Annotated in this window: 13 protein-coding genes; 7 read left to right on the top strand and 6 right to left on the bottom strand. The window is 65.8% G+C overall.

Translation table 11 applies throughout. The features are described 5' to 3' along the window. Positions 1-135: 135 nt before the first annotated feature. The 4 genes from AB5I39_RS11620 to AB5I39_RS11605 are packed head-to-tail and all read left to right on the top strand — an operon-like array spanning position 136 to position 3,860. Complete coding sequence (locus AB5I39_RS11620) at positions 136-1,749, top strand: M20/M25/M40 family metallo-hydrolase (protein ID WP_404374129.1); 1,614 nt, start codon at positions 136-138, stop codon at positions 1,747-1,749. Next, a complete protein-coding gene (gene rlmB / locus AB5I39_RS11615) occupies positions 1,749-2,498 on the top strand; it encodes a 23S rRNA (guanosine(2251)-2'-O)-methyltransferase RlmB (RefSeq protein ID WP_404366834.1) in 750 nt (249 codons plus the stop codon). The genes AB5I39_RS11620 and rlmB overlap by 1 nt, the downstream gene beginning before the upstream one ends. Before the next feature lie 10 nt (positions 2,499-2,508). Continuing rightward, positions 2,509-3,282, top strand: a complete 774-nt coding sequence (locus tag AB5I39_RS11610) for a hypothetical protein (RefSeq protein ID WP_404366831.1) — start codon at positions 2,509-2,511, stop codon at positions 3,280-3,282. Between the two features lie 38 nt (positions 3,283-3,320). Beyond that, positions 3,321-3,860 carry a YkgJ family cysteine cluster protein gene (locus AB5I39_RS11605; RefSeq protein WP_404374127.1) on the top strand — a complete coding sequence of 180 codons (540 nt, stop codon included), beginning with the start codon at positions 3,321-3,323 and terminating at the stop codon, positions 3,858-3,860. Positions 3,861-3,965: 105 nt separating this feature from the next. Here AB5I39_RS11605 and AB5I39_RS11600 read toward each other — a convergent pair whose 3' ends face one another. Continuing rightward, positions 3,966-4,283 (bottom strand): 2Fe-2S iron-sulfur cluster-binding protein, encoded by a 318-nt coding sequence (locus AB5I39_RS11600; RefSeq protein ID WP_404366828.1) that lies wholly within the window; start codon positions 4,281-4,283, stop codon positions 3,966-3,968. A 72-nt stretch (positions 4,284-4,355) separates the two neighbouring features. On the opposite strand from AB5I39_RS11600, the gene AB5I39_RS11595 reads away from it, so the two are divergent. Genes AB5I39_RS11595 through AB5I39_RS11585 form a run of 3 tightly spaced genes read left to right on the top strand, consistent with a single transcriptional unit; the run spans position 4,356 to position 6,199 of the window. Then, complete coding sequence (locus tag AB5I39_RS11595) at positions 4,356-4,979, top strand: DNA-3-methyladenine glycosylase family protein (RefSeq protein WP_404366826.1); 624 nt, start codon at positions 4,356-4,358, stop codon at positions 4,977-4,979. A gap of 3 nt (positions 4,980-4,982) precedes the next feature. After that, positions 4,983-5,333 carry a hypothetical protein gene (locus tag AB5I39_RS11590; protein ID WP_404366823.1) on the top strand — a complete coding sequence of 117 codons (351 nt, stop codon included), beginning with the start codon at positions 4,983-4,985 and terminating at the stop codon, positions 5,331-5,333. Next, on the top strand, positions 5,330-6,199 hold the full coding sequence (locus AB5I39_RS11585; protein ID WP_404366820.1) for an S-methyl-5'-thioadenosine phosphorylase: 870 nt from the start codon (positions 5,330-5,332) through the stop codon (positions 6,197-6,199). The genes AB5I39_RS11590 and AB5I39_RS11585 overlap by 4 nt, the downstream gene beginning before the upstream one ends. Here AB5I39_RS11585 and AB5I39_RS11580 read toward each other — a convergent pair. From AB5I39_RS11580 to AB5I39_RS11560, 5 genes are read right to left on the bottom strand one after another with little or no spacing between them, the layout of a single operon-like run. After that, complete coding sequence (locus tag AB5I39_RS11580) at positions 6,196-6,591, bottom strand: DUF6894 family protein (RefSeq protein ID WP_404366818.1); 396 nt, start codon at positions 6,589-6,591, stop codon at positions 6,196-6,198. The genes AB5I39_RS11585 and AB5I39_RS11580 overlap by 4 nt on opposite strands. Positions 6,592-6,617: 26 nt before the next feature. Then, entirely contained in the window at positions 6,618-7,445 is an 828-nt protein-coding gene (locus tag AB5I39_RS11575; RefSeq protein WP_404366815.1) for an HpcH/HpaI aldolase/citrate lyase family protein, read from the bottom strand. Continuing rightward, positions 7,442-8,902 (bottom strand): efflux transporter outer membrane subunit, encoded by a 1,461-nt coding sequence (locus tag AB5I39_RS11570; RefSeq protein WP_404366812.1) that lies wholly within the window; start codon positions 8,900-8,902, stop codon positions 7,442-7,444. The genes AB5I39_RS11575 and AB5I39_RS11570 overlap by 4 nt, the downstream gene beginning before the upstream one ends. Then, the gene (locus AB5I39_RS11565; RefSeq protein WP_404366809.1) at positions 8,899-12,108 is read right to left on the bottom strand and encodes an efflux RND transporter permease subunit; all 3,210 of its coding nucleotides are present in this window, start codon (positions 12,106-12,108) and stop codon (positions 8,899-8,901) included. The genes AB5I39_RS11570 and AB5I39_RS11565 overlap by 4 nt, the downstream gene beginning before the upstream one ends. Positions 12,109-12,120: 12 nt before the next feature. Continuing rightward, positions 12,121-13,335, bottom strand: coding sequence for an efflux RND transporter periplasmic adaptor subunit (locus AB5I39_RS11560; RefSeq protein ID WP_404366806.1), 1,215 nt, complete (start codon positions 13,333-13,335; stop codon positions 12,121-12,123). Positions 13,336-13,364: the final 29 nt, after the last annotated feature.

The following is a 13,364-nucleotide window of genomic DNA, read 5'->3' as shown; positions in this document are numbered from 1 at the left end:
TCAAAAGCGAGGCGTGCCAATGCCGACCGCGTGCGCCCGTGTCAACGGATAACGCCACGCAACCACACCATAGCCTTGCGCGCGCGCCGCGCGCCGCATACCGAAAGCGCGATGTTTTCTCTCTGGGGGTTTCACATGCGCCGTTTCGGGCTTCTCGCCACCGCTGCCGCCGCGATCGTCACCGCGCCGCTTGCTGCGCAATCGGTCGACCGCACGCAGACCGCGCGGATCATCGACGAAGGCACGACGCATAGCGAGGTGATGCTGACCGCCGAGCATCTCTCCGACACGATCGGCCCGCGCATGACCAATTCGCCGTCGATGCGGCTGGCCGAGACGTGGACGCAGAAGAAGTTCGCGGAGTGGGGCCTGAAGAACGTCCACAAGGATGCGTTCGATTTCGGGCGCGGCTGGTACATCGTGTCGTCCAGCGTGCGGATGGTTTCGCCCCGCCCGGTTCAGCTCACCGCCATCCCGATCGCGTGGACGCCCGGCACCAACGGCACGATTTCCGCACCCGTCATCGTCGCGCCGATCAAGCGCGAGCGCGACTTAGATAAGTGGCACGGTAAGCTGTCGGGCAAGATCGTGATGGTCACGCTGCCCGACAACGGCTCGGAACCGTCCGAGGCCCCATTCAAGCGCTACACGGGCGAGGAACTGGGCAAGCTCGATCAGTATCAGCAGCCGACCTATGACCCCGACGCCGCCGACCGGCGGATGAAGCGGCTCGATTTCGCCAAGAAGCTCGATGCGTTCCTGAAGGCCGAAGGCGCGGTGGCGATGGCGACCATGTCGTACCGCGACGGCAAATTGGTGAGCGGCGAAGGTTATACCTTCGGCGTGGGAGACACGCCGTCGCTGCCCGGCGTGCAGATCGCCGCGGAGGATTACCGGCGGCTGGCACGCCTCGCCAAGGTAGGCCCGGCCCCGACGCTGGAGATTACCAGCGACGTGCGCTTCGACGATAGCGACCGCAATGCATACAACATCATCGCCGAGATTCCCGGAACCGACCCCAAGGCGGGCTATGTGATGGCCGGCGCGCATCTCGATTCGTGGGTGGCGGGCGATGGCGCGGCCGACAATGGCGCGGGCACCGCGATGGTGATGGAGGCGGCGCGGATCATCGCCAAGACCGGCATCCGCCCCAAGCGTACTATCCGGTTTGCCCTGTGGGCGGGCGAGGAACAGGGGCTGCTCGGGTCGCTCGCCTATGTCGAAAGTCATCTCGCGACGCGCGGTAATCCGAATGATCCCAAACTCAGCGGCCTGGCACTGTATCAGGGCTGGTCGAACCGCTGGCCGATCACGCCCAAGCCCGGCTGGGGCGACCTGGCCGCCTATTTCAACCTCGACAATGGCTCGGGCAAGATTCGCGGCATTTACGCGGAGAACAATCCCGCCGTGGTGCCGATCTTTCGCGAATGGCTGAGCCCGTTCGGACCGATGGGGGCGAAGGACGTGGTGATCCGCAAGACCGGTGGAACCGATCACGTTTTCATGCAGGCGGTCGGCGTGCCGGGCTTCCAGTTCATTCAGGACCCACTCGATTACGACAGCCGTGTGCACCATTCGGGCATCGACACGTTCGATCACCTGAAGGGCAATGACATGCGCCAGGGGTCGATCATCCTGGCGTCATTCCTGGTCAATGCGGCGAATGCGGAAAAGGCCCTGCCCCGCCCGCCCTTGCCCACCAAACCGGTCACGACCGATCCTTTCGCTTATACGGATGAGGAAGAATAATGGCACGTCGCGGACATCGCCCGTCACAGGCTCCGGCCGGACGCCCGCGTTTCTGGGGGCGGCACGCCGTCACCGCAGCACTCGCCAATCCCGAGCGGGTGGTGCGCAAGATGTGGGTCACGCGCGAGGCCGCGGCGAGCCTTGATATTCCGCCGGTGATCCCGATCGTCTTCGCCGACGTGCAGGATCTGGCGCGGCTGGTACCGGGCGATGCGCCGCACCAGGGGCTGGTGGCGGAAGTCGAGCCGCTCGAGGACATGTGGCTGGCCGATCTGCTGCAACAGGGTGAGGGCGACCGGCGGCCGCTGCTGATCCTCGACGGCGTGACCGATCCCCACAATGTCGGCGCGATCCTGCGTTCGGCAGCGGCGTTCGACGCACTCGGCATCGTCACGCCCGATCGCAATGCGCCGCCCGAATCGGGGACGATCGCGCGCGCTGCATCGGGCGCGCTGGAAATCGTGCCGTGGGTCCGCGTGGTCAATCTGGCGCGCGCGCTGGAGGAGATCGCCGAAGCCGGTTTCTGGCGCGTCGGGCTGACCGGCGAAGCGAGCCAGACGCTGGAAAAGGCCATGGGCACGCAGCGTGTCGCGCTGGTACTGGGGGCCGAAGGCGAAGGGATGCGGCAGAACACCGCATCGCATTGCGACGAGCTGGCAAAGCTGCCGATCTCGCATCGGATGGAAAGCCTGAACGTCTCCAACGCTGCGGCGATCGCGCTGTACGCCGCCGCCTCGCGCCAGCTCTGAGGAACCGATGATGGGTGGACGGATCGCCAAGGCCCTGCTCGCGCTGCTGCTGCCGTTCGTGCTGGCAAGCTGCGTCCTGACGCCGGGCAAGTTCGTCTCGACGCTGCGGATCGACGCCGACCGGCATTTTGCGTTCACCTACATTGGCGAAGTGATCGCACTCGACCTTGGCGACGAATTCGCCAAGGGCATGAAGGAGGCGGGCAGTTCCGACAAGGGCACCGACCCAGCCTCTTCGGATGAAGACGAGCCGGGAATGCAGAAGATTGCGCTGCAGAAGCGGAGCGCTCCCGGCGGCGGCAAGGCCGCTCCCACGACCGCGTCCAAGGATGCGAGCGACGAAAAGAACCGCGCGATCGCTGCGGCGCTCTCCAAGGAAGTCGGCTATCGCAAGGTTACCTATCTTGGCGACGGCAAGTTCAGCATCGATTATGCGATATCGGGCACGCTCGATCGCGCGTTTCTCTGGCCCTACAATCTCGATGCTGAGATCGTCTTCCCGTTCGTGGTGCTGGAAGTGCGCGCCAACAATACGGTGCGGATCAAGGCGCCGGCCTTCGCCAAGGAAAATGATGCGGCCAAGAATATGGCGGGCGTCGGCGGCAGCGGGCCGCCCAAGCAGGCGAGCCAGCTCGACGGTACCTTCACACTCGACACCGATGCCGAGATCGTCAGCCAGAACAATGAGGATGGCGCGGTGACGACGGGCGCGCGCAAGAGCGTGACGTGGAAGGCGACGCCGACCAGCAAGGATGCCCCGAGCGCGGTGCTGCGCTTCCGGTGACACCCGGGGCTACGCAGCGTGAAAGCGAGCTTGAGACGATGCTGCTTGGCCCGGTCCTGCCGGAGCGGGACTGCGGCGATTGCACGGTGTGCTGTAGCGTCCTCACCGTAAACACGCCGGATTTTGCAAAGCCGGCCGGCGTGCCGTGCGTGCATCTGACGGACGGCGGGTGCGGCATCCACGCGACGCGGCCGCATATCTGCCGGGCCTGGTTCTGCGCCTGGCGCCGGGTCGCCAGCCTGCCCGAGGAGGCGCGGCCCGATCGTTCTGGGCTGCTGGTGGCGCTGACCTTCGCGCGCGAACCGCAGAATTGCTTCGAGGGTGTGGCGATCACGGTGCGGGCGCTCGACGGGAGCGATGCGATCGCCAACGGCATGGCGGCGACGGTGCTGGACAGCGTATGCGATCAGCTGGTGCCGGTGTGGTTCAGCGACGGGTCGAGGAAGATGCTGATGCACCCCGACGATGCGGTGGCGCGGCTGGTGCTGTCGGGGGATCCGGCGCCCGACGCACTACGCGACGAGGTCGCGGCGTGGCGGGAGCGCTATGGGGTGTTTGCTTCCGACACCCCGGCGTAGGACGTCGGCAGAGCCGCCGTCGAACGGGTTCGCTGAGGCGACCCGTCGGCCGTGCCGGGCGCTGCGCTGCGCGCACCGGCGGGAACGCGGTCCCGCCTGCGCCGGTCAGTCCTCTGCGGCGATCGTGACCTTCAACCCGTCCAGCGCATTGGTCAGCTCGATCTGGCACGACAGGCGGGAGGTTTCGTTGCGATCCGCCGAGGAATTGAGCAGGTCGTTCTCGTCTTCGCTCATTTTGGGCAGTTTGGCCGCAAATTCCGGGTCGACATGGACATGGCACGTCGCACAACTGCAGCAACCGCCGCACAGCGCCAGAATCTCGTCGATTCCGGCGTCGCGGATCACTTCCATCACCGAAAGGCCGGCTTCGCCATCGATCTCGCGTTCTTCCCCTTCGCGGGTCACGACGATTAGCTTGGGCATGGACGGTCCTTTTCGGGTAACGATGGCCCGCCTGCCATGCCGCCAGACGCGGCGCCGATCAAGAGAGAGCGTATGGGATTGAGCGCAGACCAGCTGAAGACCGCGCTCGATGCGCTCGCCGCGCGCGAACCGGCGCTGGCGGAGGCGATCGGTCGCGTCGGCTATCCCCCGCCCCGCATCAGCGCGCGCGGCTATGCCACGCTGCTGCGCACGATCATCGGGCAGCAAGTCAGCACCAAGGCGGCGCAAAGCGTGTGGCACAAATTGGAGGGAATCGTCGGCGATCTGACCGACCCCGGCAGCGTGACGCGCGCCAGCGCCGAGCAATTGCGCGAGGCTGGCCTGTCGCGCCAGAAAGCGGGCTATGCGCGGAGCCTGTCGGCGCTGGTGACGAGCGGTGAGCTCGATCTGGACAACCTGCCCGCCGATGACGAGGAAGCGATCGCCAAGCTGGTGGCAGTCAAGGGCATTGGGCGCTGGTCGGCGGAAATCTACCTGCTGTTCGCAGAGGGGCGGACCGATATCTGGCCGGCGGGCGATCTGGCGGTGCAGATCGAGGTAGGACGTATCCTGGGCCATGCCGAGCGGCCGAGCGAGAAGCTAACCCGCGAACTCGCCGAGGCGTGGCGCCCGCATCGGGGCGCCGCGGCGATCTTCGCGTGGCATCATTATCAAAGCGACATGAAGGTGATTTGAGGCATGGCCAAAGCAGATCGCCTGGCGCGGCTCGACGATCGCCGCGTCGAGATGGAAGCAGAATATGAAGCGCTCCTAGTGGCAGCACTGCGACAGACCGCAGCCAAGCGCTTGCTGCTGTTCGGGCACCAGCAGGAACGGACAACGATGGCCAGGGCGGCGCCGGTGGTCGCCGAGATCACGACGCTCGGCGAGGAAATCGACGACCTGCGCGCGCAGCTTGCGATCGGGCCGTTTGCGCTGCATCAGGAATTCGTCGCATCGCGCGGGCCGGTGAGCGCGCATGCGGTTGGCGAACCGAAACAGGCGCAGGCATGGCTCGACCGACTGGACGCCACAAAGGACCCCGCATGACCAAATGGAAGCTCGGCATCATTGGCGGATCAGGCCTGTATGCGATCGATGCGCTGCAGAACCCCGAGTGGCGGCGCGTCGATACGCCGTGGGGGGCACCTTCGGACGATCTGCTGTTCGGCTCCATCGGCGACGTCGAGCTGGTGTTTCTGCCGCGGCATGGGCGCGGGCATCGGATCAGCCCGTCCGAGCTTAATTTTCGCGCGAACATCGATGCGCTGAAGCGTGTCGGGTGCACCGATCTGATCGCGATTTCCTCGATCGGAAGCTTGCGCGAGGAATTGCCACCGGGGCATTTCGTGGTGGTCGATCAGTTCATTGATCGCACGGTTGCGCGCACCTCCAGCTTCTTCGGCACCGGCATGGTTGCCCACGTCTCGATGGCCGAGCCTGTCTGCCCGCGCCTGTCGGACTATGCCGCGGCGGCCGTCACGGCGGCGGGCGGCGCGGTGACCAGGGGCGCGACCTATCTTGCGATGGAAGGCCCGCAATTCTCCAGCCGCGCGGAAAGCCTGCTCTACCGGCAATGGGGTGCCGACGTGATCGGCATGACCGCAATGCCCGAGGCGAAGCTCGCCCGCGAAGCCGAGCTGCCTTATGCGCTGATCGGCATGGTGACCGATTACGACTGCTGGCGCGAAGAAGCCGCGTTCGTCGAGGTGGCCGAGGTGATCAAGCAAATGGGCGCGAATGGCGCGATCGCGCGGAACGCCGTCGCGGCTTTGGTTGCGGCGTTACCGGCGCAGCGGACGCCCTCCCCGCTCGATACCGTACTCGATCATGCGTTGATCACCGCGCCCGATGCACGCGACCCCGACGTGCTGGCCCGGCTCGATGCCGTCGCGGGGCGGGTGTTGCGCGGTTAACCGTCGATGCCGACCAGTTCCTCGACCGGGGCAAGTTCGACGGTAAAGCGCAGCGTGAAAAGATGTTCGCGCTTATCGTCGGACACCGCCATTTTCCAAGCGCGCGATTCGATCACACGCTCGGGCATTTCGCGCAGGATTTCGGCGGAGTAGCGCACCGCTTCGATCTTGGCAGCATCCAGATCAGGCCATTCCGAGCCATCCAGATCCCGGAAGTCGGACCCATCGGAAATGTCGAAAAAATAACGCGGCATCAAAAATACTCCGGTCCGGGCGTACATGCCCGCGCCATATACGTGACGGTTATGTCCGAGACCTGTCTGGTCTAAGCCCTTGTGTGTGAGGACGATGTGAAACGGCGTATCCGGGAAATCCCTATACGGGTTCGCCACGAGCTACGTTTGCCGCAAGGATCCGGTTACAGCGAGACCCTATTTCGGAGGATACGGTCGGCCTCCGCGAGGTGCAGCCGCTCGACCATTTCGCCGCCGATGCGGATCGCGCCCTTGTCGGCATTAACCGGATCCGCGAAGGCCGCGACCACGGCTTCGGCCCAGGCGACACGGTCCGCAGAGGGCGCGAAGGCGCGATTGGCGGGCGCGATCTGCGCGGGATGGATCAGCGTCTTGCCATCGAAGCCGAACGCCGCACCCTGCGCGCATTCTGCCGCCAAAGCGGGCGTGTCGGCCAGCACGTTCGACACGCCATCGAGCGCGATCAGGCCGTGCGCGCGCGCCGCAGTCACCATTGCAGTGAGGTGCGGCAACAACGGCAGACGGTCGGCACCCGGGGTGCAGCGCATGTCCTTGGCAAGATCGTTAGTGCCCGCGATCAGGCAGGCGAGACCAGGCGCGGCGGCGATCGAGGGGAGTGCGAGCATCGCGGCGCAGGTTTCGATCATCGCCCAGAGCGGGAGATCGCCCACGATCGCGCGGGCGGCAATGAGGTCCTCGGGATGTGACACCTTGGGCAGCAGCACCGCATCGAAACCGGCACCGATTGCGGCAGTGCAATCCTCCCTGCCCCATTCGGCGTCGAGCGCATTGACGCGCAGGACGAGCAGGCGCTCGCCGAAACCACCCTCGCGCGCGGCCGCAACCGCCTGAACCCGCGCAGCGCCCTTCACCTCGGGCGCGACCGCATCCTCCAGATCGAGGATCACCGCATCGCAGCCGAGCCCGCGCGCCTTCTCGATCGCCCGCGCATTCGATGCGGGCATGAACAGCGCGCTGCGGATCTGCCTCAAGGAGCGACCGCTTCCCGGCGCGTAGGCGCGGGCGCATCTTCCCAGCCGCCGCCGAGCGCCTTGAACAGCGTGATCTGCGCATCGGCCACCGCTGCGTCGGACTGGGCAAGCGCGGCGCGCGCATCGGCGCGATCTCGCTCGGCCTGGATCAGCAGCAGGAAGCTGTCTGCCCCATAATCGAAGCGGAGACGCGACAGCTTGGCGGCGGCGGTGCTCGCGGCCTCGGCCCGGCGCAGCGCGGCGTTGCGATCGAGCGCGCCTGCATAGCGGGCGAGCGCCTGCTCGGTTTCCTGCAGCGCGGTCAACACCTTACCGTCGAAGGTCGCTAGGCTGGCGTCCGCCCCGGCGCGCGCCTGGCGTACGCGGGCGCGCCCAACCGTCTGGTTGGGGAAGCTCCAGGAGATAAGCGGGCCGGCCGAGTAATTGACCGACGTGCTCTTGAACAACTGGCTGCCGCGCGTGGCGTTGAGGCCGATGCTCCCGAGCAACTGGATCTTCGGATAGAGGTCGGCGATCGACACGCCGATCCGCGCCGTATCCGCCGCCAAGGTGCGCTCCGCCGCGCGCACGTCCGGGCGGCGCGCGATCAGCGCGGTGCCGTCACCGACCGGCAGCACATCTTTCACGCGCGGCGGAGTGGTGCAGGCATCGGCATCCTTGTCGATCTGTTCGGGCGGAAGCCCGGTCAGCACCGCAAGCGCATACAACGACGCGCGGCGTTCAGCCTCGAAGCCGGGGATCGTGGCTTGCGTCTGCGCGAGCAGCACGTCGGCGCGTTCCACGTCGCGGCGCGTGCTGCGTCCAGCGGTGAACAGCGTATTGGTCAAGTTCAGCGTCTTTTGCTGAAGCGCGACCGTCTCCTGCGCGACAGCACGCTGCGCCGCGTTGCTGCACGCGGTCGCGTACGCACGCGCGGTTTCTGCCGCGACCGATACGCGCGCTGCATCGAGCTGCGCTTGCGCCGCCTGCGTATCGCCGCGTGCCGCCTCGATGGCGCGGGTAACCCCACCGAACAGGTCGACCTCGTAGGAGACGTCGAAGCCCAGTTGGAAATTGTCGAACTGGAATGTTTGCGGCGCACCCGAGCCGCCGCCAAAGGCCGCGGCGCTGGCACTGTTCGCCTGTTGCCGCGAATATTGCGCGCTCGGTGAGGTGCTCGGCAGGCGCGCACCGCGCTGTTCGGACAACACCGCGCGGGCGCGTTCCAGATTGGCCGCCGCAACGCGAATGTCGGTGTTGTGCGTAAGTGCTTGGGTCACCAGCCGATCGACGACCGGATCATTATACAGCCGCCACCAATGATCGGGCAGCGGCGTCGACGCCACCGCCGGGCCACGCGCTGCCTCGCTGAGAACGCCGCCGGTGGCGGGCAGCGGGGTGCTAGGCTTGACGTAGTTCGGGCCGACGACGCAGGCGGAAAGGGCCAGCGCGGGGACAATACTCAGCAGGCGCTTCATGCCGGGTTTCCTTGCGGGTTTTCAGGCAGCGATGCAGGCGGTGACACGTCCGGTTCCGGATCGCGGCGCTTGCGGCGCAGCTTCGAGGCGATCCAATCCCCGCCCTTGCGGCTGATGACGTAGAAGCTCGGCGTGAACAGCAGGCCGAAGGTGGTCACGCCAATCATGCCAAAGAACACCGCGACGCCCAGCGCCTTGCGCATTTCCGCGCCGGGCCCGTTGCCGATCACCAGCGGCAGCACGCCGAGGATGAACGCGATCGAGGTCATCACGATCGGGCGCAGGCGCTGTTCGGCGGCATGTTCGGCTGCGGCGCGCAGTTCCATCCCCTCCTCTTCGTTCTGGCGTGCGAATTCGACGATCAGGATCGCGTTCTTCGCCGCCAGGCCGATCAGCACCACCAGGCCGATCTGCGTCAGGATGTTATTGTCCATCCCCATGATGTTCACGCCGACGATCGCCGCGAGCAGGCACATCGGCACGATCAGGATGACCGCAAAGGGCAGCACGAGACTTTCGTAATTCGCCGCGAGCAGCAGGAACACGAACAGCACCGCCAGACCGAACACCAGCGTACCGGTATTGCCCGCCTGCGTCTGCTGGAAGGCGATTTCAGTCCATTCATAGCTCATGCCCTTAGGCAGGATCTGCGCGGCGAGCTTCGCCATCGTTTCAAGACTCTGGCCCGACGAATAGCCGGGGACGGTGTCGCCCTGCAGTTCGGCCGAGGGATAGAGGTTGTAGCGCACCACGCGGTACGGCCCGCTGTCGTTCTTCAACGTCATGACCGAATCCAGCGGCACCATATTGCCCGCCGCAGACCGGGCGCGCAAATGCCCGACATCGGAAATCTGGTCGCGATAGGGCGCATCGGCCTGCGCCGTCACGCGGTAGGTGCGTCCGAGATAGTTGAAGTCGTTGATGTAGGACGAGCCGAGATAGGTGCCGAGCGTCGAGAAGACGTTGGCTACCGGCACGCCGAGCTGTTCGGCGCGTTCACGGTCGATATCGGCGAACAAGCGCGGGGTGCGCGTGTTGAAGGTGGTGAAGGCCGAGGTGATGCCGGGCGTCTGGTTCGCCTTCATCATCATCCCGAACGCCGCACCCTCCAGCGCCTTGTAGCCCAAATTGGTGCGATCCTCGATCAGCATCTTCCAGCCGCCGCCCGTGCCGATGCCGGCGACCGGCGGCGGCGGGATGACCAGCAGCAAGCCACCGGCAAGCGGGCCGAATGCCTGACGCATCTGGTTGGCGATGGCATTGGCATCGGTGCGGTCAGCCTTGGGCTTCAGCGCGATGAACATCGCACCGCCATTCGACGCGGTCGAGAAGGTCGCACCGTCGAGACCGGCAAAGGCGACCGTATCGCGCACCGCAGGATTCTGCCGCGCGATCTGCCCTGCGCGTTCGAGCAGGTCGGTCGTCCGCTGGAGCGACGCGCCCGGCGGCAATTGCGCCGCGACGATCAGATAGCCCTGATCCTGCGCCGGGATGAAGCCAGTCGGCGTCGCGGTGAAGCGCCATCCGGCCAGGCCGATCAGCACGACATAAGCGACGGCGACAACCGCCAGCGCACGGATCGCCCGAGCGGTGAAATTGCCGAACTTCTGACCCAGCCAATCGAACCCGCGGTTAAAGCCCCGCGCGAACCGTGCGCCAGCACCGCGCCAGCCTGGGGCCGGCTCGGCGTCATGCTTGGGCTTCAGGATCAGCGCGGCAAGTGCGGGCGAGAGGGTGAGCGAGACGAACGCCGAGATCGCCGTCGCCGACACGATCGTCAGCGCGAATTGCTGATAGAATTGGCCCGAAATGCCCGGAATAAAGCTGGTCGGGATGAACACCCCGCACAGCACCAGCGCGATTGCGATCAGCGCGCCCGACACTTCGTCCATCGTCTCATGCGCGGCCTCGCGCGGGGACAGGCCCTTCTCCTCCATCAGGCGTTCGATATTTTCAACCACGACGATCGCGTCGTCGACGACGATACCGATCGCCAGCACCATGCCGAACAGCGACAGGTTGTTCAGGCTGAAGCCGAAGCCCGCCAGCACCGCGAGGCTGCCGATCAGCGAGACTGGGATGGCGATGATCGGGATCAGCGCCGCGCGCCAGCTCTGCAGGAACAGCAGCACCACCAGCGCAACGAGCACCAGCGCCTCGACCAGCGTATGCTCCACCGCCTCGATCGACGCCGAGATGTATTCGGTCGGGTTGTACGGGATCGAGTAGGCAAGGCCCGGCGGGAAGCTCTTCGAGGCGCGTTCGATCTCGGCCTTGACCGCCTCGGCCGTGCTGAGCGCGTTGGAGCCGGGCAGCTGGGTGATCGCGATCGCGGTCATGGGCTTGCCGTTCAACCGCGCGTTGATCGTGTAATCCTGCGCGCCGAGTTCGATCCGCGCGACGTCACGCAGCCGGGTGAGCCGACCCTGATCGTCGCGCTTCACGATGATGTCGCCGAATTGCTCGGGCGTGGTGAGACGCCCGGTCGCCTGGATACCGAGCTGGAACGCGGTCCCGCCCTGGTTGAACGGCGGCGCCCCGACCGAACCCACCGCGACCTGCGCATTCTGCGCGCGCACCGCGGCCACAATCTCATCGACTGTCAGATTGCGCGAGGCGGCACGATCGGGATCGACCCACACGCGCATGTTGTAATCGCGCCCGCCGAATGATCGCGTGCCGCCGACGCCGGGAATACGCGCCAGCCGATCAATGATCTGCGTCGTCGCATAGTTCGAGACATAAGACTCGTTGAGTGACCCGTCGGGCGAGGTCAGCGCGATCACCAGCAGGATGTCGGGCGAATTCTTGCGCACCGTCACGCCGATCTGGCGGACTTCCTCGGGCAGGCGCGGTTCCGCGGTGGAAACGCGGTTCTGTACCAGCACCTGCGCCTGATCGACATCGGTGCCCTGCTTGAACGTCACAGTGATCGACAAGGAGCCGTCGCCGGTGTTGGACGAGGACATGTAGATCATGTTCTCGACACCGTTGATCGACTCCTCGAGCGGGGCGGCGACAGTCTCGGCGAGCGTTTCGGCGTTTGCGCCGGGGAAGTTCGCCGTCACCACCACGGTCGGCGGCGCGATGTTGGGATATTGCGCGACCGGCAGCGACGGGTACGCCACCACGCCGAACACGACGATCAGGATCGACAGGACCGCCGCGAAGATCGGCCGGTCGATGAAGAAATGGGGAAATTTCACAGTCGCTCGGCCTTATTTGGCGGTGGCGGTGGCGTCGGCAGCAGGCGGCGCGCTTTCGGGGGTCGATTGCGGCGCGGTGTCGGCGGCCTTTGGCTTCATCTTCACAAGGTTCGCCTTGACCGGCATGCCCGGTTGCAGCGTCGTGATGCCTTCGATCACCACCCGCTCGGTAGGCGCAATGCCAGCCTTGATCACGCGCAACCCTTCGACCTGCGGGCCGGTTTCGACTGGTCGCGGCGCAACCTTGCCGTCCTTGCCGACGACATAAACGAGCTTGCGGGTCTGGTCGGTCAGGATCGCCTCATCCGGCACCAGCATCGCGTGGTAGGTGCCGGAGCCCAACAACCGCGCCCGCCCGAACAGGCCGGGGGTGAGGAAGCCGTCGGGATTGGCGATCACCGCATGCGCGCGGATCGTCCCGGAATTGGGATCGATCGCATTGTCGACGAATTCCATCCGGCCGTGCCACTTGTAGCCGCTTTCGTCGGCAAGCTGCACTTCGACCGGGTTCGCCGTGGTACGCGACGATCCGCGCTGCCCGGCCTTATCCTGGCGCAAATACTTCAGGTAGAAGCTCTCCGCTCCTTCGAACGAAAACCAGATCGGATCGGTCGACACGACGCGCGTCAGCACGGTGCTCGCCTCGGCGGCGTAATTGCCCTTGCTTACCCGACGATCCGACACGATCCCGGTGATTGGCGAGCGAACCGAGGTGAAGCCGAGATTGAGTTGCGCGGTCGCGACATTGGCGCGGCCCGCGCCGAGATCGGCCTGCGCGCTGCGCACGGTCGCAAGCTTGGTTTCATATTCTTCCTTGCTGATCGCCTCGGCGGCTAGCAATTTGTCGGCGCGCGCCAGTTCCGACTGGGCGTTGGTCAGCGCGGCTTGTGCCTTCGCCATTTGCGCCTGCGCCTGTGCGAGCGCCGCCTGGTAGGGGCGCGGATCGATCGTGAACAGCACCTCGCCGGCGCGGACGCGCTGGCCATTGGCGAAGCGAACCTGATCGATCGTGCCCGACACGCGCGGCCGCAACTCTACGTCCTGAATCGCTTCGAACCGGCCGACATATTCGTCCCAATCGACCACGTCGCGCTGCAACGGCACCGCAACGGTGACTTGCGGGGTCGGTGGAGGCGGCGGAGCGCTTTTGGAACATGCTGCAAGTGCGAGCACGGCGGCGCCCGCCAGCATGGTACGAATCTGGCCAGAAAGAAGTGACATCGACATCGGGATCCCCACGAACGGCATTGGTCCGG

Origin of the sequence: Sphingomonas sp. MMS24-J45 (genome assembly GCF_044881195.1) — a bacterium.
GTDB lineage: Bacteria > Pseudomonadota > Alphaproteobacteria > Sphingomonadales > Sphingomonadaceae > Sphingomonas.
Note: the sequence above shows the minus strand (reverse complement) of the source record. Positions and strands in the feature narration are given on the sequence as shown.

What these genes read in the sequence shown, in the direction of transcription:
- AB5I39_RS11595 (WP_404366826.1), top strand. Translation starts at nt 4,356, where the DNA reads ATGGGATTGAGCGCAGACCAGCTGAAGACCGCGCTCGATGCGCTCGCC.
- AB5I39_RS11570 (WP_404366812.1), bottom strand. Translation starts at nt 8,902, where the DNA reads ATGAAGCGCCTGCTGAGTATTGTCCCCGCGCTGGCCCTTTCCGCCTGC.
- AB5I39_RS11600 (WP_404366828.1), bottom strand. Translation starts at nt 4,283, where the DNA reads ATGCCCAAGCTAATCGTCGTGACCCGCGAAGGGGAAGAACGCGAGATC.
- AB5I39_RS11605 (WP_404374127.1), top strand. Translation starts at nt 3,321, where the DNA reads ATGCTGCTTGGCCCGGTCCTGCCGGAGCGGGACTGCGGCGATTGCACG.
- AB5I39_RS11590 (WP_404366823.1), top strand. Translation starts at nt 4,983, where the DNA reads ATGGCCAAAGCAGATCGCCTGGCGCGGCTCGACGATCGCCGCGTCGAG.
- rlmB (WP_404366834.1), top strand. Translation starts at nt 1,749, where the DNA reads ATGGCACGTCGCGGACATCGCCCGTCACAGGCTCCGGCCGGACGCCCG.
- AB5I39_RS11610 (WP_404366831.1), top strand. Translation starts at nt 2,509, where the DNA reads ATGGGTGGACGGATCGCCAAGGCCCTGCTCGCGCTGCTGCTGCCGTTC.
- AB5I39_RS11560 (WP_404366806.1), bottom strand. Translation starts at nt 13,335, where the DNA reads ATGTCGATGTCACTTCTTTCTGGCCAGATTCGTACCATGCTGGCGGGC.
- AB5I39_RS11620 (WP_404374129.1), top strand. Translation starts at nt 136, where the DNA reads ATGCGCCGTTTCGGGCTTCTCGCCACCGCTGCCGCCGCGATCGTCACC.
- AB5I39_RS11585 (WP_404366820.1), top strand. Translation starts at nt 5,330, where the DNA reads ATGACCAAATGGAAGCTCGGCATCATTGGCGGATCAGGCCTGTATGCG.